At 52.0% G+C, this 23,574-nt stretch carries 20 protein-coding genes and 1 riboswitch; of the genes, 9 read left to right on the top strand and 11 right to left on the bottom strand.

What is annotated here, in order from left to right; genetic code table 11:
- Window positions 1–28 precede the first annotated feature (28 nt).
- The 7 genes from AACY98_RS08330 to AACY98_RS08300 form a co-directional block, all read right to left on the bottom strand.
- Window positions 29–718 (bottom strand): ABC transporter ATP-binding protein, encoded by a 690-nt coding sequence (locus AACY98_RS08330; protein ID WP_339803918.1) that lies wholly within the window; start codon window positions 716–718, stop codon window positions 29–31.
- Entirely contained in the window at window positions 712–1,500 is a 789-nt protein-coding gene (locus tag AACY98_RS08325; RefSeq protein WP_339803915.1) for an ABC transporter ATP-binding protein, read from the bottom strand. The genes AACY98_RS08330 and AACY98_RS08325 overlap by 7 nt, the downstream gene beginning before the upstream one ends.
- On the bottom strand, window positions 1,497–2,714 hold the full coding sequence (locus AACY98_RS08320; RefSeq protein ID WP_339803912.1) for a branched-chain amino acid ABC transporter permease: 1,218 nt from the start codon (window positions 2,712–2,714) through the stop codon (window positions 1,497–1,499). The genes AACY98_RS08325 and AACY98_RS08320 overlap by 4 nt, the downstream gene beginning before the upstream one ends.
- Window positions 2,711–3,661, bottom strand: coding sequence for a branched-chain amino acid ABC transporter permease (locus AACY98_RS08315; RefSeq protein ID WP_339803909.1), 951 nt, complete (start codon window positions 3,659–3,661; stop codon window positions 2,711–2,713). Before AACY98_RS08315 ends, AACY98_RS08320 begins: the two co-directional genes overlap by 4 nt.
- Window positions 3,658–6,051 (bottom strand): UvrD-helicase domain-containing protein, encoded by a 2,394-nt coding sequence (locus tag AACY98_RS08310; RefSeq protein WP_339803975.1) that lies wholly within the window; start codon window positions 6,049–6,051, stop codon window positions 3,658–3,660. Before AACY98_RS08310 ends, AACY98_RS08315 begins: the two co-directional genes overlap by 4 nt.
- A 153-nt stretch (window positions 6,052–6,204) precedes the next feature.
- Window positions 6,205–6,492, bottom strand: a complete 288-nt coding sequence (locus AACY98_RS08305) for a hypothetical protein (RefSeq protein ID WP_126977670.1) — start codon at window positions 6,490–6,492, stop codon at window positions 6,205–6,207.
- A gap of 86 nt (window positions 6,493–6,578) precedes the next feature.
- Entirely contained in the window at window positions 6,579–8,855 is a 2,277-nt protein-coding gene (locus AACY98_RS08300) for an arginine/lysine/ornithine decarboxylase (RefSeq protein WP_339803905.1), read from the bottom strand.
- A gap of 278 nt (window positions 8,856–9,133) precedes the next feature.
- On the opposite strand from AACY98_RS08300, the gene AACY98_RS08295 reads away from it, so the two are divergent.
- Together AACY98_RS08295 and AACY98_RS08290 are read left to right on the top strand one after the other, a co-directional pair.
- The gene (locus tag AACY98_RS08295; protein ID WP_339803902.1) at window positions 9,134–9,562 is read left to right on the top strand and encodes an NfeD family protein; all 429 of its coding nucleotides are present in this window, start codon (window positions 9,134–9,136) and stop codon (window positions 9,560–9,562) included.
- 83 nt (window positions 9,563–9,645) lie between these two features.
- Window positions 9,646–10,578 carry an SPFH domain-containing protein gene (locus tag AACY98_RS08290; protein ID WP_339803899.1) on the top strand — a complete coding sequence of 311 codons (933 nt, stop codon included), beginning with the start codon at window positions 9,646–9,648 and terminating at the stop codon, window positions 10,576–10,578.
- Window positions 10,579–10,641: 63 nt separating this feature from the next.
- On the opposite strand, the gene gshB is transcribed toward AACY98_RS08290, so the two are convergent.
- From gshB to AACY98_RS08275, 3 genes are all read right to left on the bottom strand, one after another.
- Window positions 10,642–11,607 (bottom strand): glutathione synthase, encoded by a 966-nt coding sequence (gene gshB, locus AACY98_RS08285; RefSeq protein WP_339803896.1) that lies wholly within the window; start codon window positions 11,605–11,607, stop codon window positions 10,642–10,644.
- 132 nt (window positions 11,608–11,739) lie between these two features.
- Window positions 11,740–12,369 carry a uracil phosphoribosyltransferase gene (gene upp / locus AACY98_RS08280; RefSeq protein ID WP_126977658.1) on the bottom strand — a complete coding sequence of 210 codons (630 nt, stop codon included), beginning with the start codon at window positions 12,367–12,369 and terminating at the stop codon, window positions 11,740–11,742.
- Window positions 12,370–12,526: 157 nt separating this feature from the next.
- Window positions 12,527–14,080 carry a UbiD family decarboxylase gene (locus AACY98_RS08275; RefSeq protein WP_339803894.1) on the bottom strand — a complete coding sequence of 518 codons (1,554 nt, stop codon included), beginning with the start codon at window positions 14,078–14,080 and terminating at the stop codon, window positions 12,527–12,529.
- Window positions 14,081–14,504: 424 nt separating this feature from the next.
- Here AACY98_RS08275 and AACY98_RS08270 point away from each other — a divergent pair, with 424 nt between their 5' ends.
- From AACY98_RS08270 to AACY98_RS08240, 7 genes are all read left to right on the top strand, one after another.
- Window positions 14,505–15,317, top strand: coding sequence for a transglycosylase SLT domain-containing protein (locus tag AACY98_RS08270; RefSeq protein WP_339803891.1), 813 nt, complete (start codon window positions 14,505–14,507; stop codon window positions 15,315–15,317).
- A gap of 111 nt (window positions 15,318–15,428) precedes the next feature.
- A riboswitch (ZMP/ZTP riboswitch) is annotated at window positions 15,429–15,554 on the top strand.
- 120 nt (window positions 15,555–15,674) lie between these two features.
- Entirely contained in the window at window positions 15,675–16,922 is a 1,248-nt protein-coding gene (glyA, locus tag AACY98_RS08265) for a serine hydroxymethyltransferase (RefSeq protein ID WP_126977652.1), read from the top strand.
- 19 nt (window positions 16,923–16,941) lie between these two features.
- Window positions 16,942–17,385, top strand: coding sequence for a transcriptional regulator NrdR (gene nrdR, locus AACY98_RS08260; RefSeq protein ID WP_126977650.1), 444 nt, complete (start codon window positions 16,942–16,944; stop codon window positions 17,383–17,385).
- 226 nt (window positions 17,386–17,611) lie between these two features.
- Window positions 17,612–18,127 carry a tRNA (adenosine(37)-N6)-threonylcarbamoyltransferase complex ATPase subunit type 1 TsaE gene (gene tsaE / locus AACY98_RS08255; RefSeq protein ID WP_423817550.1) on the top strand — a complete coding sequence of 172 codons (516 nt, stop codon included), beginning with the start codon at window positions 17,612–17,614 and terminating at the stop codon, window positions 18,125–18,127.
- A 13-nt stretch (window positions 18,128–18,140) separates the two neighbouring features.
- Window positions 18,141–19,538, top strand: a complete 1,398-nt coding sequence (locus AACY98_RS08250) for an N-acetylmuramoyl-L-alanine amidase (protein WP_339803886.1) — start codon at window positions 18,141–18,143, stop codon at window positions 19,536–19,538.
- A gap of 125 nt (window positions 19,539–19,663) precedes the next feature.
- A complete protein-coding gene (locus AACY98_RS08245; RefSeq protein ID WP_339803883.1) occupies window positions 19,664–20,479 on the top strand; it encodes a thymidylate synthase in 816 nt (271 codons plus the stop codon).
- Window positions 20,480–20,519: 40 nt separating this feature from the next.
- Window positions 20,520–21,422: a DMT family transporter gene (locus AACY98_RS08240; protein WP_339803880.1), complete on the top strand. Its 903-nt coding sequence runs from the start codon at window positions 20,520–20,522 to the stop codon at window positions 21,420–21,422.
- Between the two features lie 48 nt (window positions 21,423–21,470).
- Here AACY98_RS08240 and msbA read toward each other — a convergent pair whose 3' ends face one another.
- Window positions 21,471–23,264 (bottom strand): lipid A export permease/ATP-binding protein MsbA, encoded by a 1,794-nt coding sequence (gene msbA / locus AACY98_RS08235; protein ID WP_339803877.1) that lies wholly within the window; start codon window positions 23,262–23,264, stop codon window positions 21,471–21,473.
- Between the last annotated feature and the right edge of the window lie 310 nt (window positions 23,265–23,574).

Raw genomic sequence — 23,574 nt, 5'->3', positions numbered from 1 at the left:
CTGATCACCGGCACGGCTACTGCTACCGCTATTGATCCTGCTTCTGGCTTTCCAGCAACTGCTGCACACCGCCACTGAACGTTATGCCCCCCTGCTCCAAAACCAGGCAACGGTCAGCAAGAGACGTGCTCATTGTCAGCTTCTGCTCCACCAGCAATATGGCAACACCCTGGGCTTTTAAACTCAGCAGATGTTCACTCATTTGTTCAACCATACGGGGCGCCAGCCCTTCAGCCGGTTCATCCAGCAATAAAACTTTGGGAACGCGCATCAACGCGCGGGCAAAAGCCAGCAATTGCTGTTCTCCACCAGAAAGTGCGCCAGCCGAAATGGCAGCGCGCTCAGCCAACAGCGGGTAAAGCGCATAAATACGTTCCAGCGCTGTTTTCTGATCGTTGTGTGCAGTCCCCGGGCCCATCCCTAAAAGCAGGTTTTGCCTGACACTCAGTTCATTGAACAGCAGCTTGTTTTCAGGCACCCACGCAAGCCCGGCCCGGGCACGCAAATAAGCAGGCCAGCGCGTGATGAAGTGTTGCCCTAATTGAATTTCCCCTGCTGCGATGCTCACATGCCCGGCAATGGCTGTCAGCAAGGTCGACCTGCCGGAACCATTGCGGCCAATCATGGCAACCACTTCACCCGCAGCCACGTTAAGGCTGATGCCCTGCAATACCGCCCTGCTGCCATAAGCAACTGCCAGATCGCTGATATTTAGCATAAAGGCTCCCCGGGCAAAAGCGTTTCTGCATTGTGGCCGGACAAATACAGTTGCTGTACCTGCTGATTACGCTGGATGGCCTGCGGTGTATCGCAGGCCAGTACTTGCCCCTGCGCCAGTACCACGACCCGGTGCGCCAGTTGAAAAACCACAGACATATCGTGTTCTATCATCAGGATGGTTCTATCTTTTGCCAGGGTGTCTATCCGCCCCAGAAAATCCTGTGTTTCCGCACGGCTCAGCCCGGCCGTTGGCTCATCGAGCAAGAGCACTTTGGCATCGGTTGCAAGCACAATAGCCAGCTCAAGCAGCCTCTGGTTGGCATAGCTCAGATTCCCTGCCCGTTCCTGCACATAACGTTCAAGCCCAACATGCTGTAAAGCGGCCTGTGCCGCATCGTGAACATTTGCCATGCGATGCATTCCACACCAGAACGCATACCGTTGCCATGGGCGGGTTTTTTGGAAAAAAGCTGCACACTGAACATGTTCCAGCACCGTCATCTGCCCAAACAGACGGCTGGTCTGAAAACTCCTGACCAGCCCGGCCCGGCAACGTTTCTGGCATGACAGATGGTCAATCCGCTGACCGTTTAACCAGATTTCTCCTGCTTCTCTTTTGGCAAACCCGCTGATCACATCAAACAAGGAACTCTTTCCAGAGCCATTGGGGCCAATAATCGCCAGACGTTCCCCCGGCATGGCATCCAGACTGATGCCATTCAGTGCCTTGAAATGTCCATAGCTCAGGCTGATCTGGCGCAACGAGAGTATTGGGTTCATGATGTCCTCCCGGTTTTGCGATAGCTTTGCCGCTGTAGTGCAAAGATACTCCCCAGGCAGATAACGCATATCGCCATACAGGCGATCAGCCAGCTGGAAAACAGCTCTGCCAGAGGAAAACCGTTTCCGCTTGCGGCCATGTATGCGCGCCAGAATCGGTAGCATCCTTCCACCATGCCAATGGCACCAATACAGCAGCCTGCTTTGGCCACCGCCATTAAGACCATTTTGCTGCGCAGCTCTTTGTGGTTTAACCACTGTAGATACCCTGCGTTAATGGCACCGACGATGCCCTGCGGCCAATACAGCACCACATAAACAAAAAGCAGCCCTAGATAGAGTTCCCACACCGGCGTGATAGCAGGCAGCCAGACCATTCCCAGGCTGAAAGCGCCCCCGCCAATCAGGCTACCGAGAACAGAGCCAAGCCCGCCTAAATAGGTGAACATCAAATAACTGCCGGACTGTACAACACTGAGCATGGAAGCATGCGCGCCCTCCAGTTCAATCGCCAGCAGGCCACCGCCAATACCAGCAAAAAAGCCCGCAATCAAAAAAGCCATGTACTGAAAGCGCGCCGGGTACATGCCCAGACTGGCGACCCGCATCGCATCTTCACGCGATGCCACCAGCCATTTGCCAGCCGGGGTACGGGTAAAACCATGCAGCAGAAAAAGAACGACTACGCTATACAGCAAAGCCAGTATCATCACCAACCGCTCATCTGCAAAATTCAAGCCTAAAAAATTACCTGCCGTACGGTCAAACGGTATGCCGCTTTCATCACCAAAGAGCGCAGGCCACATCTGCGCCAGCGTGTACGCCAGTTCGCACAACGCCAGCGTCACCATCGCCATGAAAATCGGATGCGTGCGCCGTGTGCACAGCCATCCTGCAATCACTGCCACCAGTAAACCGGCAACGCCACCCGCCACAGGCGCCAGCAGCAAAGGTACAAAAAAATGCTGTGCTTCAACCGCCTGTAAAAGATGTGCTGTACCATAGGCACCGGCCCCGACATACAAGGCATGGCCAAAGCTGATAATCCCCCCCATGCCCACCAGCACACGCAGGCTGGCACAGATGATGACCGCCGCACATGACTGAACCAGCAGGCTTAAAACAAAGCCCGGCAGCCACCACCATATCAAAGCCAATAGAATGGCTCCCGCCATGGTGCCGTACAGAACCCCACTGGGTAGACGTTGCTTCATACCCTGCGCTCCTGCCTGGCGCCCAATAGCCCCTGCGGACGCAATAACAGCACCAGCACCATCAATATGAATGGCAACAATGGCGCACACTGTGACAGCGTGACGTTCCATAACGAACCTGTTGCAACCACATCCATATGCAGCAGATCGGCCAGGCGGATATTCACACCGACAGCCAGCGTCTGAAATACGCCCAGCAGCACAGAAGCCAGCAATGCACCAGCTAAAGAGCCCATGCCGCCAATGACGATTACCACAAACAGCAACATGCCCATGGACTGTGCCATGGCCGGCTCAGTGACATACGCAAACCCGCCAAGAACCCCTGCCAGAGCAGCCAGAGCGCATCCGGCACCAAAAAACCATGCCCATAATGCAGGCACGTTATAGCCTAATGATTCCAGCATGCGCGGGTTTTGTGTGGCAGCCTGCAACAGCAGCCCCGTTGATGTACCACGCAGCAGGGCAATCAGAAACAACAGCATGAACAATGCGATGCCCATGATCAAGGCCCGATAACGAGGAAAACTCATTTCCCAAAGCTCAAACAAGTGGCCTTGCAGAAATGTGGGAATACGATACTCCACAGGAGCCTTACCCCATATCCATTGCACGACGGCCAGTACCAGCAACGCAAGGCCATAAGTCAGCAACAATTCAGCCAGATGGCCTCGTGCGTGTACACGGCGTAACAGATATTTTTCGCTCAGCACACCGACCATGCCCACAGCACACGGCACCAGTATCAGTGTCAGCCAGAAATTCATGCCTACGATGCAGGTGGCAGTGTAGCCCAGATAAGCACCCAGCATGTAAAAACTGCCATGCGCTAAATTGAGCACCCGCATGATGCCAAATATCAGCGTCAGCCCAGCGCTGAGCATGAACAGCAGCAGCCCATAACTCAAACCATTGAGCAGCGACAGTCCGAATAATTCCAGGCTCATTCTTCAATCGGCGTCAGCTTGGCAACCGATGCGGCCAGCCATTTGGTGCCGTAGCGGTTGAACTTCACCTGTACCTTGGTGTCGTTACCGCTGCCTTCAATGGTTAAGACCGTTCCTTCGCCAAATTTGTTATGAAATACCTGCTGCCCGATGTGTAACCCATGTGTATCTTTTTTGGAAGATGCAACGCTGGCAGGCTCAAGCCTGTTTTGCGTCAGAGAAGACGCATGCCCATTCCACTCACCGTCCCAGCGGGAAGTATGTCCCTCTGAGGCGGAGGCAGACACTGTCCATTGCGTGCGGGGTATCAGCCACTTCAGCGTTTGCGGCGGTATTTCATCAAAAAAACGGCTGCGCAGGTTGTAGCGTACCTGCCCATGCAGCATACGGGTTTGCGTGAAGCTCAGATACAGGCGTTTGCGGGCCCGGGTAATGGCGACATACATCAAACGGCGCTCTTCTTCCAGCCCGTTAATGTCGGACAGGGAATTCTCGTGCGGAAACAGCCCCTCTTCCAGCCCGGTGATGAAAACGCAGTCAAACTCAAGCCCCTTGGCCGCATGAATGGTCATCAATTGCACGGCATCCTGCCCTGCCTGGGCCTGGTTATCACCAGCTTCCAGCGATGCATGTGTCAGAAAAGCGGCCAGCGGCGACATGGTTTCCTGCGCATCCAGCAAATCCTGGGCATTGAGTGGCTGCACTGCACCGTCTGCTGCCTGGCCTGTAACCGGTTGTACAGGCTCATTGGCATGAGGAGCTGATGGCACAGATAGCGCGACAGCATCGCGCCCGAACCCTTCAATGGTTACAAAAGCTTCAGCGGCATTGATCAGTTCTTTCAGGTTTTCAATGCGATCAGCACCTTCGCGCTCCTTGGCATAGTGTTCCAGCAGTCCTGAAGCAGTCAGTACTTTTTCAATGATTTCACGCAACGTGCAACCGATGATCTCTTCGCGCAACACATCAATCAGTGCGTTGAATGCACTCAGCTTGACACCGGCACTGCCCTGCACCAAAGAAACCGCTTCGTGCAAACTGCTGCCAGAGCCGCCATTGGCATTTCTGGCAACATCCTGCAACTGTTCCAGCGAGCGCGCACCAATGCCACGTGGAGGGAAATTCACCACACGCAGAAAACTGGTGTCATCATCCGGATTTTCCAGCAGGCGCAGGTACGCCAGTGCATGTTTGACTTCGGCCCGTTCAAAAAAACGCAAGCCGCCATAAACGCGGTAAGGCACTCCGGCACTGAACAACTGGTTTTCAATCACCCGCGACTGCGCATTGGAGCGGTATAGAATCGCCATTTGAGAACGGTCTATGCCTTCATGGTGCAACTGCTCCAGTTCCTCCACAATCCAGCGTGCCTCTTCCTGATCACTACTGCCTTCAAACACCCGGATCTGTTCGCCCAGCCCGGCATCGGTGCTCAGGTTTTTACCCAGCCGCGCCACGTTATGCGCAATCAGTCCATTGGCCGCATCCAGAATATTGCCCTGCGAGCGGTAATTGCGTTCAAGCTTGATGACTTCCTTGACATCGAACTCGCGCTGAAACGCAGACATATTGCCAATATAAGCACCACGAAACGTGTAGATGCTCTGGTCATCATCACCAACGGCAAAAATGCAGTTGGCCTGGCCTGGCATCTGGTTTGCAAACATTTTCAACCACGCATACTGAAGCTTATTCGTGTCCTGAAATTCGTCGACCAGGATATGCCTGAACCGCTGCTGATAATGCTGGCGTATTTCCGCATGGTCGCGCAGCAGTTCGTAGCTGCGCAGCATCAGTTCGCCAAAGTCCACCACGCCTTCACGCTCGCACTGTTGCTGATAGGCCTGATAAAGTTCGGCTTTTTTCCGTGTATCCGGGTCAAATGCATCAATGTCCGCAGGCCTTAAACCACCCTCTTTGGCATTTGAAATAAACCATGCGACCTCCTTGGCCGGAAAGCGGTCCTGGTCAATGTCCAGTCCTTTTAACAAGCGTTTAATCGCAGCGAGCTGATCCTGTGTGTCCAGAATCTGAAATGTTTGCGGCAGGCCGGCAATTTTCCAATGCATGCGCAAAAAACGGTTGCATAACCCGTGAAACGTACCGACCCACATGCCGCGCGTATTCACCGGCAGCATTGCAGTCAGCCGGGCCAGCATTTCTTTGGCGGCCTTGTTGGTAAAGGTGACGGCCAGAATACCACCGGGAGAAACATGGCCTGTGGCAAGCAGCCAGGCAATACGGGTAGTCAGCACACGCGTTTTGCCAGAACCGGCACCGGCCAGTATCAGCGCATTTTCTGCTGGCAGTGTAACCGCTTTGAGCTGTTCGGGATTTAAGTGCTGCAGCAGCCTGTCCGTAACAGGTGAAGAGTAGCGTTCAGAAATCATCATGGAGTCAATTGTCACCGATGTCCATGAACCCTGTCGTGCTACCTTGATATTCAACGCTAAGGCGATATGCCTGGCGTATTGATCAAGGTAGGCTTGTTTAAACTGTTATATGTCTTATTGAAAAACCAATGATCTGAAGCGATGCCGTGATCAAACAGCGTCATTGCCTTTTTCCGGGGTAGCGCTTTTTTGCCTGCTGCTTTCTGTAGGCAGGCTCAGCACATACTGAATGATCAGGTAATCGTGCGATTTCCAGATGAAATAGCGGCTTCTGACCTTGAACATCAGTTCCTGGTCCAGTTGCTCAAAGGTGATCAGATCGCCTGGAAGGAACACCGGCATATTTGGCGGTGTAGGAAAACTAATTCCTTTTTTGCCCTTATTGATAATGGCTTCCTGAGCTTTGTCGGTAAACAAAAAATTAAAATCAGTTTTCATGCAAACTCGCTTATCCCACAGATGGAATTTTCTTATTTTAAGCCTGTATTGTCATTATCTGAATAGCCAACAACACTATCCCCGCGTTAATTTTTAACGCAATCCACATAATATTGCTGTTGCCCGCTCGCATCTTCTTCAATCACCAGCCCATGGATATCCGTCTGGAAACCGGGGAAGCGCATGTTGAACTGGTAAGTGAATTTCAAATAATCGACAATTTTACGGTTAAACCGCTCGCCGGGAATCAGCAAAGGAATGCCCGGCGGATAAGGCGTGACCAGGCCGACAGTGACACGCCCTTCCAGCGCATCAATGGCAACCCGGTCAATTTCCCGGTGTGACATTTTAGCAAAAGCTTCTGCCGGGCACATGGCTGGCACCAGCGGCGAGAGGTACATTTCCGTCGTCACCCGTGCCACATCGCCCTTGGCATACGCTTCATGAATAGCCTGCGACAGGTCGCGCAACCCCATCTGCTCGTATTGCGGATGGCTGTGGCAGAACTCCGGCAGTACGCGCCACATCGGCTGGTTACGGTCGTAATCGTCCTTGAACTGCTGCAATGCGGCCAGCAGTGTATTCCAGCGCCCTTTGGTAATACCAATGGTAAACATGATGAAAAAGGAATACAGACCGGTTTTCTCGACAATGATGCCGTGCTCGGCCAGATACTTGGTCACAATGGAGGCGGGGATACCGGTTTTGGAAAACTTGCCCGCCATATCCAGCCCTGGCGTGACAATGGTGGCCTTGATCGGGTCCAGCATGTTAAAACCATCGGCCAGTGCGCCAAAGCCATGCCATTTAGACTCTTTGCCAGAGCCTTTAATGATCCAGTCATTCTCTTCGCCAATTCCCTCTTCCTGCGACAGCGTGTCCGGCCCCCACACTTTAAACCACCAGTCATCGCCAAGCTCTTTTTCCACTTTGCGCATAGCCCGGCGGAAGTCCAGCGATTCTAAAATGCTTTCCTCTACCAGCGCAGTGCCGCCTGGGGGCTCCATCATGGCCGCAGCAACATCGCAACTGGCAATGATGGCATATTGCGGACTGGTGGACATGTGCATCAGATAGGCTTCATTGAAAATGGAGCGGTCCAGCTCATGGTTTTGCGCATTCTGTACCAGAATATGCGACGCCTGGCTCAGGCCTGCCAGCAATTTATGCGTTGACTGCGTTGAGAACACCAGTGCTTTTTTCGGACGCTGGCGCTTTTTACCCATGGAATGATACGGCCCGTAGAACGGATGAAACGCCGCATGGGGCAGCCAAGCTTCGTCAAAATGCAGTGTGTCTAGATAACCATCCAGCATTTTTTTGATGGTATCGGTGTTGTACAGCACCCCATCATAAGTGCTTTGTGTCAGCGTCAGAATGCGGGGCTTCACCGTTTTCGGGTCAACGTCTTTCAGCAAGGGGTTGGCTGCAATCTTTTTGCGGATGTTTTCCGGCTCGAATTCGCTCTTGCGGATCGGGCCGATGATGCCGTAATGATTGCGTGTGGGCGTCAGAAACACCGGAATAGCACCGGTCATGATGATCGCATGCAGAATGGATTTATGGCAATTGCGGTCTACCACCACCACATCGCCCGGCGCAACCGAGTGATGCCAGACAATTTTGTTACTGGTTGAGGTACCATTGGTCACAAAATAGCAATGGTCGGCATTAAAAATGCGGGCGGCATTGCGCTCTGATGCCGCCACCGGCCCGGTATGGTCGAGCAACTGCCCCAGCTCTTCCACCGCATTGCACACGTCTGCACGCAACATGTTTTCGCCAAAAAACTGGTGAAACATCTGCCCTACCGGGCTTTTCAGAAACGCGACACCGCCGGAATGCCCCGGACAATGCCATGAATACGAGCCATCATTGGCATATTCCACCAGTTGGCGGAAAAAAGGCGGCGACAGGCCGTCCATATAACTTTTGGCTTCACGGATGATGTGCCGTGCAACAAACTCCGGCGTATCCTCAAACATATGGATAAAGCCATGCAACTCTCGCAGAATGTCGTTAGGGACATGCCTGGACGTGCGCGTTTCGCCATACAGGTAAATAGGTATGTCTTCGTTCTTTTTGCGAATCTCGTTGATGAAGGTACGCAGATTGGTAATGGCATCGGCCTCATCTTCGCCGTTGTCCGCCGGCGCCACCTCTTCATCATCAATCGACAGAATAAATGCCGAAGCGCGGCTTTGCTGCTGAGCAAACTGGCTCAGATCGCCATAACTGGTTACCCCCAGCACTTCCATGCCCTCCTGCTCAATGGCTTGCGCCAATGCGCGGATACCCAGGCCGGATGTATTTTCGGAGCGGTAATCTTCATCAATGATGACAATGGGAAAGCGGAATTTCATGATTCGGCAAAATTTCGAAAGTACATACAAAAAGAATGATGGTGGAGAAAATCAACCATCACCCATGCGCGAGTTTGATAGTGTAGGACAATATCCTTGCGCGTGTACAAAAAATTGGATTTATTGGCTGGAAATGCATACACTAGGCAGTCACGTTATTTTAACGGCTTCCTTAGACAAAATTGTTTACATGTATACATTAAACATGTATGATATGTGAACCGAAAACATCGACTGCTAGAAATTTGGCAACTTCTTGAATATATAAGGAATACACTATGAATCCTGCATACTGGTGGGGTATTGCTGCAGCGGTTTTAATCGGCCTGGAGTTGGTCACAGGAACCTTTTACCTGCTGATGCTCGCGCTGGGCACGATTGTAGGTGCAGTTGCTTATCTGATTGGCCTGAATTTCAACTGGCAGATTGTGTGCGCGGCGCTGACTGCTGCTGTTGCCACCGGACTGTGGCATTTCAAGCGCTATAAAAATCCGCGCTCTAAAATTTATTTCGAAAATAAAAATGCGTTGATCGACATTGGAGAAACGGTGGAAGTGGTTCACTGGAACCCCGATCAGACCACCAAGGTACGTTATCGCGGTGCAGAATGGTCTGCCCTCTGGATTGGAGAAGGAGAGCCGCAGACAGGTCGCTGCACGATCAGCGCCATTAAAGGCTCTCAATTGCAGTTGGATGCCAAAAAATAAACATGCATGTAATATATAAGTAAGATAATTTCGTTTTCAGCCGGTTCTTCTACATAACAAACCATTTATCAGGGTCAAACACTATGGAAATGCTCTCGCTTTCTTTTTACTTTGTAATCGCGGTCTGTATCATTGCCGTCATTTTTGTCGCCATGACGTTCAAAATTGTGCCCCAGCAAAATGCCTGGGTGGTTGAACGTTTGGGCAAGTATGACCGCACCCTGACCCCCGGATTGAAATTCGTGGTTCCATTCATTGAACGGGTGGCATACCGCCATTCCCTGAAAGAAATCCCGCTGGACGTGCCCAGCCAGGTGTGTATCACCCGTGATAACACCCAATTGCAGGTTGACGGCATTCTGTACTTTCAGGTTACCGATCCTTACAACGCCAGCTACGGCTCAAGCAATTATATTGTCGCTATTACCCAACTGGCACAAACCACCTTGCGTTCTGTCATCGGTAAACTCGAACTCGACCGTACCTTTGAAGAGCGTGATGTCATCAACCACAGCGTCGTCAGCGCCATTGATGAAAGCGCCCTGACCTGGGGGGTAAAAGTGCTGCGTTATGAAATCAAGGATTTGACACCGCCTCAAGTCATTCTGCACGCGATGCAGGCACAGATTACTGCTGAGCGTGAAAAACGCGCGCTGATCGCAGCTTCTGAAGGTCGCCAGCAGGAGCAGGTCAATATTGCCAATGGTCAGCGTGCCGCGTTCATTGCCAAGTCTGAAGGTGAAAAACAGGCTGCCATTAACCAGGCACAAGGTGAAGCACAGGCCATTCTGGCGGTGGCAGAAGCTACTGCAACAGCCATTGAACGTATCGCTACAGCGATCCAGCACCCAGGCGGTGAACAGGCTGTTCAGTTGAAAGTGGCTGAACGCGCGGTGGATGCTTACAGCAAACTGGCCCAGGAGAATAACACCCTGATTGTGCCTAACAGCGTCAGCGAAATTTCCGGCCTGATCGGCTCCGCGATGGCCATTATCAATGCTCAGAAAAAGAGCTGATACATTGAGTTTCTAAAAAAACGGCATCTATAAAGATGCCGTTTTTATTGGACAAAAAGCAATCTACAGGACATGCCGCTCAACGGCATCCACAAACATACCAGCCACATTAAAACCGGTTTGCTGCTCAATTTCCTGAAAACAGGTCGGGCTGGTTACATTGATTTCCGTGACATGGTCGCCAATCATATCCAGACCAATCAGCAGTAAACCACGTGGCGCCAGCTTTTCCCCGATGGCTTTGGCTACAGCCCGGTTGGCGTCTGACAATGGCTGTGCCACCCCCCTGCCGCCTGCGGCCAGATTGCCCCGCACTTCACTGCCCTGCGGAATGCGTGCCAGGACATAAGGGGCGGGCTCACCGTCGATAATCAATATCCGTTTGTCACCCTGTGCAATGGCTGGCTGGTACTGCTGCACCATGATGGTCTGCTGCCCGAAGCGGTTCAGTGCTTCAATCGCACTGCCTAAATTCATACCATCTTCTCTGATACGGAAAATACCCGCCCCCCCCATGCCGTCCAGCGGTTTTAAGATGATATCGTTATAAGCCGCATGAAATCCTCTGATCTGTACCGGATCACGCGAAATCAAGGTCGGCGGTGCATACTGGGGAAATTCCATCAGTGCCATTTTTTCCGGATGATTCCTCAGCGCTGCAGGCTGGTTAAATACCCGGGTGCCTTCACGCTGTGCTTGTTCCAGCAGGTGTGTGGCATAGAAATACTCGCTGTCAAACGGCGGGTCTTTGCGCATGACGATGGCATCAAACGCAGACAGCGTCATCGTTTGTGATGACAGTACGTTGTACCAGTCATGCAGTTCCTGCTCTGCGGTTCCAACGCGTCCGGTCAGCTCCAGTTTCAGGCACTGCGCTCTAACCTGCCCACCCTGAATCCACGACATCTGCGAAGGAACGCAGGCATAGATGGCATGCCCCCTACCAGCCGCCTCACGCATCATTGCAAACGTGGAGTCTTTATAGGTTTTAAAGGTATCAATCGGGTCTGCGACAAATAAAATATCCATCTGCTCTCACATTGCTGTTAGGGTTGTGATGTAGAGATACTGGCTGTCCGTCCCGCCAGCGTCTCAGACTCAGACCTGTTTGAGTCTGTTATTGTTTGTTTGTGTGCATTTAAAATCAGAATGACCACATCATCATTTGGTGCCAAAAATGCGGTCACCCGCATCGCCCAGTCCGGGCACAATGTAACCATGATCATTCAACCCCTGGTCAATCGCGGCCAATGTAATGGGTACATCCGGATGCGCATCGGTCATATTCTTGACACCTTCAGGCGCTCCTAATATACAGACCAGATGGATGCTGCTGACCCCCTCTTTTTTCAGGCGGGCAATGGCAGCCACAGCAGAGTTCCCCGTCGCCAGCATGGGGTCAACCACCAGCACTTCCCGCTCGGCAATGTCATCAGGCACTTTAAAGTAATATTCAACCGGCTCCAGCGTATCCGGGTCGCGGTATAGGCCGATATGCCCCACCCGGGCGCCGGGCAGCAGGTCGATCATGCCGTCGATCATGCCGTTACCGGCACGCAAAATCGAAACCAGGCAGAGTTTTTTCCCGGAAATCACTGCGGATTGGCAGGTTGCCACCGGTGTTTTTACTGAAATGTGCTCTACAGGCAGATGCCGGGTTGCCTCATAAGTCAGCATGGCAGCAATTTCTCTGACCAAGCGACGGAAGTTATCGGTTGTAGTCTCTTCGCTGCGCATCAGCGTTAGTTTGTGTTGTACCAAAGGATGATTGACGACATTCACCTGTCCCATATTTCTTTGTCCTCGCTGAGTAAAAATATGTCTGCTACCAGATACTGCCGTCATTTTATCCATACCGGATGCACATGTTGCGTTCCCTGTCCGATACCTTGCCGTTATATTGATGTAATCACACACCATTTGCATATATATAAAAGCCCGTACTTTTTCACAGCAACCCCAGAGATTGCAGCAGCCTGGCGGCCTTTTCCTCTGCTTCAGCCTGCATCGCAATCGGTTTGCCCCATTCACGCTGCGTTTCACCCGGCCACTTGTTGGTTGCATCCATGCCCATCTTGCCACCCAGTCCGCTGACCGGAGAGGCAAAGTCCAGATAATCAATCGGGGTGTGGTCAACCAGTGTGGTATCCCTGACTGGATCCATGCGCGTGGTCATGGCCCAGACCACTTCTTTCCAGTCGCGAATATCCACATCCTCATCCACCACGATGATGAATTTGGTGTACATGAACTGTCGCAAAAAGCTCCACAACCCCATCATGATGCGTTTGGCATGCCCGGGGTAGCTTTTGCGAATGCTGACAATCGCCAGTCGGTAGCTGCATCCTTCCGGCGGCAGATAAAAGTCGGTAATTTCAGGAAACTGTTTTTGCAGAATGGGAACAAACACTTCGTTGAGCGCAACCCCCAGAACGGCAGGTTCATCAATGGGTTTGCCGGTATAGGTGGAATGGTAAATCGGGTCCTTGCGGTGTGTCAGGCGGCTCACCTCAAACACCGGAAACCAGTCCTGCTCGTTGTAATAGCCGGTATGGTCGCCGTAAGGTCCTTCCAGCGCATGCAGGTAGCCATTGATCTCTTTGAGCCTGACGCCGTTTTCAGTCTGCCCTTCGTAGCCTTTTTCTGCTATCGGAATATGGCCCTCAAGTACCATTTCAGAAGATGCCGGCACCTGAAGCCGGCTGTTACCTTCTCCCACACTGCAATTGGCCAACGTTGTCTGGCTGCCGCGCAAAAGCCCGGCAAACTGGTATTCACTCAGCGCGTCTGGAACTGGCGTGACAGCGCCCAGAATACTCGCCGGATCGGCACCCAACGCCACCGCAATCGGGAATGGCTGCCCGGGATTGGCCAGAGCAAACTCGCGGAAATCCAGCGCCCCGCCCCGATGTGCCAGCCAGCGCATGATGAGCCGGTTGCGCCCCAGTAACTGCTGCCGGTAAACGCCCAGGTTCTGGCGCGAACGTGGCTTGGCAACATTCTGCGGGCCACGGGTCACCACCAGCCCCCACGTCAGGAGCGGCGCCACATCGCCAGGCCAGCACCATTGAATGGGTAACCGGTTCAGATCGACATCTGGGCCATCAAAAATCACTTCCTGGCATACCGGGTGCTTATCAATTCCGGGTTTCATATGCCATACCGCTTTGGCCAGTTGCCACAGCTTGCCTGCGTCTTTGAGCCCGCGCGGCGGCTCCGGCTCTTTTAACGAAGCCAGTGTGCGCCCAATTTCCCTTAAGTCAGAAAGATCATTGGCTCCCATGGCTGCAGCCACTCGCCCGGTGGTTCCAAACAGATTCCCGAGAACCGGGATGGCATGGCCTGTCGGTTGTTGAAAAACGACAGCCGGACCCTGCCGGCGTATCAGCTTTTCGCACACAGCGGTCATTTCATAGACCGGTGAAACGTTTTCAGGGATAAAAACCAGTTCTTTTTGCGATGCTAACTGGTTGATGAAGTCACGTAAATCATGGTATTTCATATCTATTAGTTATAACAAACCGTTTTTATATTGTTGACCTTGCATAAATAAATTTTAAAATTCGAAAAGTATATTTCCAACAGTTCTTTGAAGCTGCGGATTGATGCGTTTTAGTTGCTTGGTTCCGCTAACAGGGGAACTAAATGGCAAGAAAGAAGCTCCCTTTTAACAAAGGAGTTTATAGGAGACTTCGAACTTTGGCTTGAATATATATGGACAAGCCTTGACTGTTCACTGAAATTTACGCAGTCAATCATCTCTATAAATACATGTATGCAGTATGGCAAGACCGCCGCATGAAGTAAACAGGCTGTTTTGCCGGATACATCAAAGAAAGGGTTAATGACTGATGACATCCACTACAAAGAGATGTCCATCTCCCCACAAATCCGCCATGTCATTCAAAATGATTAAACATGGATTGATGGGTATTGGATTAAGCGCGATTGTATTTATGGCCATTCTGGCCAGCAGTGCATCCATGCGCAACAGCACAGGGCAAAAGCTGCTGCAATGGGCCGGAATAGGTTCCAGTGAAAGTGCAAGCTTTGTCGCAGCCCCCTTCGATCTTGAAAGCTACAGTGAGGATGCGAATATCATTCCTGTCGGGGCCAGCAAGCACCCGGTCCAGGCCAATTCGCATATGGCCGTTCTGGACCCTCAGGAGCTTTCTGTACAGCAACTGAAAGTGGCGAACTGGATTGCCAACCGCTACCGCGTTGCTCCTGAACTGGTCGCCCGCCTGGTGCACGAATCATGGAATATTGGCGAGCGCACCGGCATTGATCCCACACTGCTGCTAGCCATTATTGCCATCGAGTCACGTTTTAACCCCTATGCACAGAGCTCTGTGGGCGCATCGGGCCTGATGCAGGTCATGACCAGCGTTCACTCAGAAAAGTTTGAGCGCACAGGTGGTAGCATGATGGCTTACGACCCTGTCACCAACCTGCGGGTTGGCGTACTGGTATTGCAGGAACATATTCAACGCGCCGGGTCTTTGGAAGGTGGCCTCAAACAATACGTAGGTGCCGTAGGGCCTGATGACTATGGCTACGCTTCCAAGGTACTGGCAGAACGTGACCGTATCCGCCGCGTGATGTTTGGCAGCACAACGCCTGATCTTGACCGCATTCTGATGGCTGCGCAGAACATCAATACGGCAACGCCGGGTATCCAGCAAGCTTCCCTGCGCCAGGTTTCCGCGCAACCGAGCGATCTTTCTTCTCTTCGATAAAAACCTTCAAGCCTGTTCACCTCTTTGCATTTGCACAGAGTGTGTTCAGGCTTTCCATTTTGAAGGAATTTGTCAAAAGTCTGCACGCACACGCACATAAACGCGCTAGAATGCGGATTGCGCAACTGGCGATAGATTGATGTGCTCAGACAAAACGCATTAAACTGCAGCATATCGGTCGAGGTGGTGAACCATCGGGAAGCGCATTGTTTTATGCCGTTCGCCTGGGCAGCCTGTCTATCAAATCCCTGCTGTTTTCTGACTTTCCCCTGTCGATGAAAACACAAGAGATTGGTCTGTGCTCACGCCGAGCATGGGTGACAGGCTCTTCATGTTAATGAAAACGGAGAATCATTCATGTTTGACCGCTCAAAGACCATTGCCCAAGTCGATCCCGAAATCTGGAGTGCCATTGAAAAAGAAAACAAGCGCCAGGAAGACCATATTGAACTGATCGCCTCGGAAAACTACACCTCACCTGCTGTCATGCAGGCTCAAGGCACACAGCTCACCAACAAATATGCCGAAGGCTATCCCGGCAAACGTTATTACGGCGGCTGTGAATACGTTGATATTGTGGAACAACTGGCAATCGACCGTGTCAAGGCACTTTTTGGTGCCGATCATGCGAATGTCCAGCCCAACTCAGGCTCACAAGCCAATCAGGGCGTGTTTTTCGCCATGCTCAAGCCCGGCGACACCATCATGGGGATGAGCCTGGCTGAAGGCGGCCACCTGACCCATGGTATGGCGCTGAATATGAGCGGCAAATGGTTCAATGTTGTCAGCTACGGCCTGAATGCCCAGGAAGACATTGATTACGAAACCATGGAAAAACTGGCGCATCAGCATAAACCCAAGCTGATCATTGCCGGCGCTTCTGCATTCGCGCTGCGGATTGATTTTGAACGCTTTGCCAAAGTAGCTAAAGCCGTAGGCGCTTATTTCATGGTGGACATGGCGCACTATGCCGGCCTGATTGCCGCTGGCGTATACCCTAACCCGGTACCGCATGCCGACTTTGTCACCACCACCACCCATAAAAGCCTGCGCGGCCCCCGTGGTGGTGTGATTCTGTGTAAAGAAGAACATGCCAAGGCCATTAACAGTGCCATATTCCCCGGCCTCCAGGGTGGCCCGCTGATGCATGTGATTGCCGGTAAAGCCGTCGCCTTCAAAGAAGCCGCACAACCGGAATTCAAGGCTTACCAGCAACAGGTTGTTCAAAACGCTGCCCTGATGGCTGAAACTCTGGTCAAACGTGGCCTGCGCATTGTTTCGGGCCGTACAGAAAGCCATGTGATGCTGGTGGACCTGAGGGCCAAAAAGATTACCGGCAAGGATGCCGAGCGTATTCTGGAACAGGCCCATATCACCTGCAACAAAAATGCAATCCCCAACGACCCGGAAAAACCTTTTGTCACAAGCGGTATCCGTTTAGGCAGCCCGGCAATGACCACACGGGGATTTGGTTCAGCAGAGGCGGTGCAGGTTGCCAACCTGGTGGCCGATGTGCTGGACAATCCGCATGACGAAGCCAATATTGCCAAAGTTCGGGAACAGGTGGTTGAATTGACCAAACGTTTCCCGGTTTACCGAAACTGATTTTTCATCTGGAAACCCTATGCGCTGCCCGTTCTGCCATAACCCGGATACACAAGTTGTCGAAACACGTGTTTCAGATGATGGCGCAGCGGTGCGGCGCAGACGGCGCTGTACCAAATGTGATCAGCGCTTTACCACTTATGAGCATGCAGAAGTCAGCATGCCGATGGTGGTCAAAAAAAATGGCAACCGGGTCGAGTTCAACCCAGAAAAACTGCATTCCTCCTTCACTTTGGCCTTAAGAAAACGCCCTGTCAGCGCAGAACAGGTGGATCAGGCAATCCGCCACGTTGAACAGCAGCTACTGACCAGCGGCCTGAAAGAAGTGCCCAGCGGAACGATTGGCGAATATGTGATGAATGAGCTCGCCAAGCTCGACAAAGTGGCCTATGTGCGTTTTGCTTCGGTGTACCACAGCTTTGAAAATGTGGATGAGTTCAAAAAAATCATCCGCAAAATATAATATTCCCCTCACCCTCCACATGCTCGGCGCACTGGCAGAAATGCAACAAAACCACACTCCTGATGGATATGAATCGCTGCCTGCCTGGCTGAAGCGCTGCATATTTTATTAAAATAGTATAATATACTCATATTAAACAATCAGTTAAGAGATATTATTAAAGTTAAGAGTGACGATGTTGTTTGAAAGAAGCGCCCTTCATCAAACATCATTTAAGGCCAGTTTTGTGAATGCACCTACTTTTTCCGCTCCTCCTGTCCAGATGACATGGGCCAACCAGCAGGCGACTCAGCATGCAGCCCAGGCTTTGGCACAAGTCGCATCTATTGGTCAGGCACTGATTGAACTGCATGGGGGACTGGGGGCTGGAAAAACCACCTTTGTACGCTACCTGCTGCAGGCTCTGGGAGTTACAGGACACATCAAAAGCCCGACTTATGCCATTGCAGAGTCTTATGAAACAGCAGCTTTTCCTGTATGGCATTTTGATTTTTACCGGTTCAATGACCCTCTGGAATGGGAAGATGCAGGTTTTCGTGATATTTTTGCAACCCAGGGGCTGAAGCTGGTGGAGTGGCCTGAGCAGGCAGAAGGCTTATTGCCTACTCCTGATTTGAAACTGTTCATCACATCAGACCCGCTGCAACAGCAACGCCTGGTACAACTGCATACAATGACAGCTTTGGGGCAGTCCATCCTGCAAAACTGGATGCAAAATCTGCAACAAACCAGAAATACATAGACAATAATTTACGATGAAACGCCGCACACTTCTTGTACAAACCGGTTCTTTGGCCTTGCTGCTGGGTTTGCCCCACCTGGCCCGGGGCGCGAGCCTGTTGGCCGTGCGGATGTGGCCTTCCAATGACTATACCCGCGTCACCATCGAATCCGATGTGCCGTTGACCACCAAGCACCATATGCTGTCGGACCCGGAGCGGTTCGTGGTCGACATTGAAGGCATGCAGCTCAATGAGCAGGTCAAGGAACTCTCTGCCCTGGTGCAGGAGTCTGATCCTTATGTCAGCGCCATTCGGGTAGGCCAGTATCAGCCGGATGTGGTTCGCATTGTTTTTGACCTGAAGCAGCGCATTTCCCCAAATGTATTCACCCTCAATCCATTTGCCGAATACAAAGACCGGCTGGTTTTTGACTTTACCCCTGTAGACGCACCAGACCCGCTGAATCAACTGATCAGCGAGATTTCCTCTGAACGCACAAGTGCATTGAATCAAGGCAACCACTCTGAGGCTGATATTTTAGGCGACTGGCTGGCGCAGCAGCAAAATCCAGGCTCTTCCAGCCTGCCGGCACCCGCAGCAACCGCTTCTGATACCCCGGTGCCCTCCACCACGGCATCGAATCGCCGCCCCACGCCTTCTAAAATTCCTGGTGAAGCAGCGCCACCTGCCTCTCAACCATCGGCAACAACGACAGCGCCCGTTCGCTCTGGCCGCTTATACATCATTGCGCTGGACCCTGGGCATGGTGGAGAAGATCCTGGTGCCGTCGGGCCATCCGGTACGCGGGAAAAGGATGTGGTTCTGTCCATTGGCAAGCTGCTGCGTGACCAGATCAATGCGCAGGCCGATATGCGTGCCTTTATGACACGGGACTCCGATTTTTTTGTTCCTCTGGCAGAGCGCGTGCAAAAAGCGCGCAGTGTCAAGGCCGATCTGTTCATATCCATTCATGCCGATGCGTTCACGAACCGCAGTGCCAAAGGCGCATCTGTATTTGCGCTCAGCGAGCGTGGCGCTTCGAGTACAACAGCCAGTTGGCTGGCCAACACACAAAACCAGTCTGACCTGATTGGCGGTGTGGGGGTTAGAGCCCGGGACAGGCAGACGGCAGGCATTCTGCTGTCCATGAGTACGGCAGCACAGATCAAAGACAGCCTGAAACTCGGTAAACTGGTCGTTAAAGAGCTATCCAGTTTTGCCCATATGCATAAAAACACCGTTGAACAAGCCGGGTTTGCCGTGCTTAAGGCCCCGGATATCCCAAGCATATTGGTGGAAACGGCATTTATCTCCAACCCGGAAGAAGAGAAGCTTTTGCGTAGCGCAGCCTATCAAAAGCAACTGGCACAAGCCATGATGCGGGCCATCAAAGCCTATCTGGTACAAAATCCGCCATCAGCCCGTTCCTGATCGGCTGGCCCTTTGTCTATCATCAAATAAGCACCTGAAATGGCCGACCACATTCGTGCATGCCTATGCATATCACGTTATGATTACCACTTTGTGTTTTCAGATTGTTTACTTTGGAATCCGCCATGAATCAGCAGCGTCCCGTTCGTTCCCAATATGAAGATTTTATGCGCCATGTATTTGAAAATGGCGTATCCAAGCAGGATCGTACCGGAACAGGCACACGCAGCATTTTTGCCCACCAGATGCGGTTCAACCTCAAAGAAGGCTTTCCTCTGGTTACGACCAAAAAAGTGCACCTGAAATCCATTATTTATGAATTGCTGTGGTTTTTGCGTGGCGACTCCAATGCCCGCTGGCTGCAAGAGCGTGGCGTAACCATCTGGAATGAATGGGCACGCCCGGACGGCGACCTGGGCCCTGTATATGGAGTACAGTGGCGCAGTTGGCCAACGCCGGATGGGGGCCATATTGACCAGATCGCCGAAGTGGTGAAGCAGATCAAAACCAACCCGGATTCACGCCGGATTCTGGTCAGCGCCTGGAACGTCAGTGAACTCTCGAAAATGGCTTTAATGCCTTGCCATGCGATGTTCCAGTTTTACGTGGCCAACGGGCAGCTCAGTTGCCAGTTGTATCAGCGCAGTGCCGATATTTTCCTGGGTGTTCCGTTCAACATTGCCAGCTATGCACTGCTCACCCATATGCTGGCCCAGCAATGCGATCTGGATGTTGGTGACTTTATCTGGACCGGTGGTGATTGTCATCTTTATAACAACCACTTTGAACAGGTTCAGACACAACTGGCACGCACACCCTACCCTTACCCGACACTGCATATCAAGCGCCGCCCGGATTCCATTTTCGACTACGAATTTGAGGATTTTGAAGTGCTGGATTACCAGTGCCATCCGGCAATCAAAGCCCCGGTTGCTGTTTAACCAAAAAGCCTGACGGCTTTGTCTTCAAACGCCTGCTGATATGTTGCTGACCCGTCGCCAGATCATCCTGCTGATTTTGCTGACCTTGATGTGGGGGGTCAACTGGCCGGTCATGAAGTTCTCTTTGCGCGAACTGACGCCGTTGCATTTCCGGGCACTGACCATGACGGGCGGATGCCTGTTTCTGCTGTTATGGCTCCAGTTTCAGCACATTTCTTTAAAAATCACCTGGCAGGATTTTTTTAAAATTGTCTGGCTGGCGCTGCCCAATGTGGTTGGCTGGCACATGTTTTCCATCCTGGGGGTGGGAGAGCTCGCATCTGGTCGGGCCGCTATTTTAGGCTTTACCATGCCGATCTGGACGGCACTGCTGGGCGCCTTGCTGATGGGGCAGCGCCTGAATGCCCGTATATGGATCAGCATTGTTGCAGCCAGCGCTGCTGTAGGATTGCTGTCCTACAACGAACTAACACACATGACTGGGCGACCTATCGGTATTTTCTGGATGCAACTGGGGGCGGTCTGCTGGGCTGTAGGCACGCTGCTGTTCGGGCGCATCAAACCCCAGATTCCGATTCAGGCCACTACTGTCTGGATGTTGGGCATTGGTTCTGTCATTTTCTGGGTGATTGCATCCATGCTGGAACCCGCACCATCCTGGCATTTCAGCATCCCGATGTGGGCAGCCCTGTTTTACAGCATGTTCATCAACTTTGGTGCCGCACAATTGATCTGGTTTAACCTGGCCAGCTCGCTGCCACCATCTGCCAGTGCATTTTCAATTATGGCTGTTCCGCTGGTGGGCACGTTTTCGGCTGCTTTGCTGGTCAACGAAACACCCCATGTTGCAGACATCATTGCCGCTGGCTGTGTCATGGTTGCCATTGCCAGCGCGGTTCTGAGAAAAACACCGGTTCCCATCAAACATTCTGATACCCAGTAACACCCAGTAGCCTGCGCACAAAAGCCTAACGCCGTTCTAAGCGCTGGGTTACAGCACCACTTCAGCAGGGGCAGCCCCAGGGTCCGTATTATTTTGCATGGCCGATTGGGCTTCAACCAGGCGGGCAAATGCCCCATCACGCTCCATCAACTCCTGATAAGAGCCAATCTCAATGACCTTGCCCTCATCCAGTACCACAATGCGGTTGGCATTGCGAATGGTTGAAAGCCGGTGTGCCACGATCAGCGTGGTACGTTCATGTGTCAGCGAGTCTAGCGCCAGTTGCACCAGCCGTTCAGACTCAGCGTCCAGTGCAGAAGTGGCTTCATCCAGAATCAGAATAGGCGCATCGCGATAAAGCGCACGTGCAATGGCAAGGCGCTGGCGCTGGCCGCCTGAGAGTGTATATCCGTTATGCCCGGTCACGGTATCCATGCCATTGGGCAGAGATTCAACAAACTTCAGCAAGTGCGCCATCGATAATGCTTTACGCACGCGTTCACGGTCGATGTCTTTTTCTTCCACCCCCAAAGCGATATTAGCGGCAATGCTGTTGTTAAACAGCACAACATCCTGGCTCACCATGGCCATCTGGTTTCTCAGCGAAGCCAGTTTCCATTCAGGCAAAGGTACGCCGTCCAGCAGGATATCACCGGAAGTTGGTTCAATAAAACGCGGCAACATGTTAACAAGTGTCGTTTTCCCAGAGCCGGAATGCCCGACCAGCGCCACAGTTTCACCGGCAGCAACGGAAAAAGAGACCCGATCCAGCGCAGGACGGTCAGAAGATGGATATTGTTTGGTCAGATAGCGGAACTCGATGGCACCGGGCGTACGCTCTGCGGTGTACGTTCCATCATCTTTTTCCAGTGGCTCATCCAGCAATTTGTAAATACGGTTCATTGCCATGATACCGCGCTGAATACCCGGGTAGACGTCGCTGAGTGCCTTGGCCCTGGGTACCGTCAACAGCATGGTGGCAATATAGGCAGCAAACCCGCCCAAAGACAACTGCCCGCCACTGGTCTGAGCCAATGCAATGGTTACGATAATCGCAATGGCAATTGATGCAATGACCTGGGTTACCGGCGTCAGCAGACTGCCGACCGAGGTCATTTTCATCAACATCCGGCGCAGGTATTTATTGTCTGCCAAAAAACGTTCACTCTGGTTATCCTGAACGCCGTAAAGCCGCACAATCCGATAGGCCAGCACATTTTCCTCTACCGTATACGTCATGTCATCCATCCCTTTTTGGGATGAAAGCACAATCTGATCCAGTTTTTTACGGGTAAACTTCACGGCAACCGCAACCGCAGGCAGCACAATGAAAACAATCAGCGTCAGCTTCCAGTTGGACCAGAATAGGTAACACAGCAGCCCCAGCAACGTCAGCCCTTCCTTGACAAACGTCTGTACCGAACCTACCAGAGCGCCAACAGCGTTCTGCGTTTCAAGCGATACCGTATTAATCAGTTTACTGGCCGGCTGCTCTTCAAACACCTTCGGGTCGGCATACACAATACGTCTGAAAAGCGCATTGCGAATGTCCAGCACAATGCGCGAAATGGACCAGGTCATCACATACGTGGATGTGTAGTTGGTGAACGCGCGCAAAGAAAACAGCGCCACAATCACCAGCGGCACCACCCACCACGCTAAGCGGGTGACCAGATCGCCCTCGCTGGGCACTGCGTTATCCAGTAAGGGCCGCAGCAAGGCCGGGATACTGGTTTCAATCGCCGCAGAAACAATGGAACATGCAAATGCTGCCCACAACCCGATCTGGTGCGGGGCAACTGCCTTTAAAAAACGTTTAAAATCAAAATCAGTAAATCGCACTTGGTGTCTTAAATAAAAATAGTTTTGTCAAAGATGCGCTGCCGTCTATTTGCCGTTTATTATTTGTTTGATACCTTTTCTCAACAGGCAGGCTGGTCAGTAATTTGAAACACAAGCAGGTATTTTAACCCAAGCATGCTATTCACGGTGCACTTCAGGCAGCATTGCAATTTATACCCTGCAATGCCTGCCAAGCGGCTGTTTTATCAACCCGAATTCAACCCAGATACGCCTTGAAACAACACCCTTTTCTCAAAAACTTATAATGTCAACGGTGCCGATATATTTGCCAAAATCGCTCGCTTGCATC

Source organism: Saezia sanguinis (assembly GCF_963921665.1).
Lineage (GTDB): Bacteria > Pseudomonadota > Gammaproteobacteria > Burkholderiales > Burkholderiaceae_C > Saezia > Saezia sanguinis.
The sequence above is the reverse complement of the archived record's forward strand: the minus strand, read 5'-3'. Positions and strand labels throughout refer to the sequence as shown.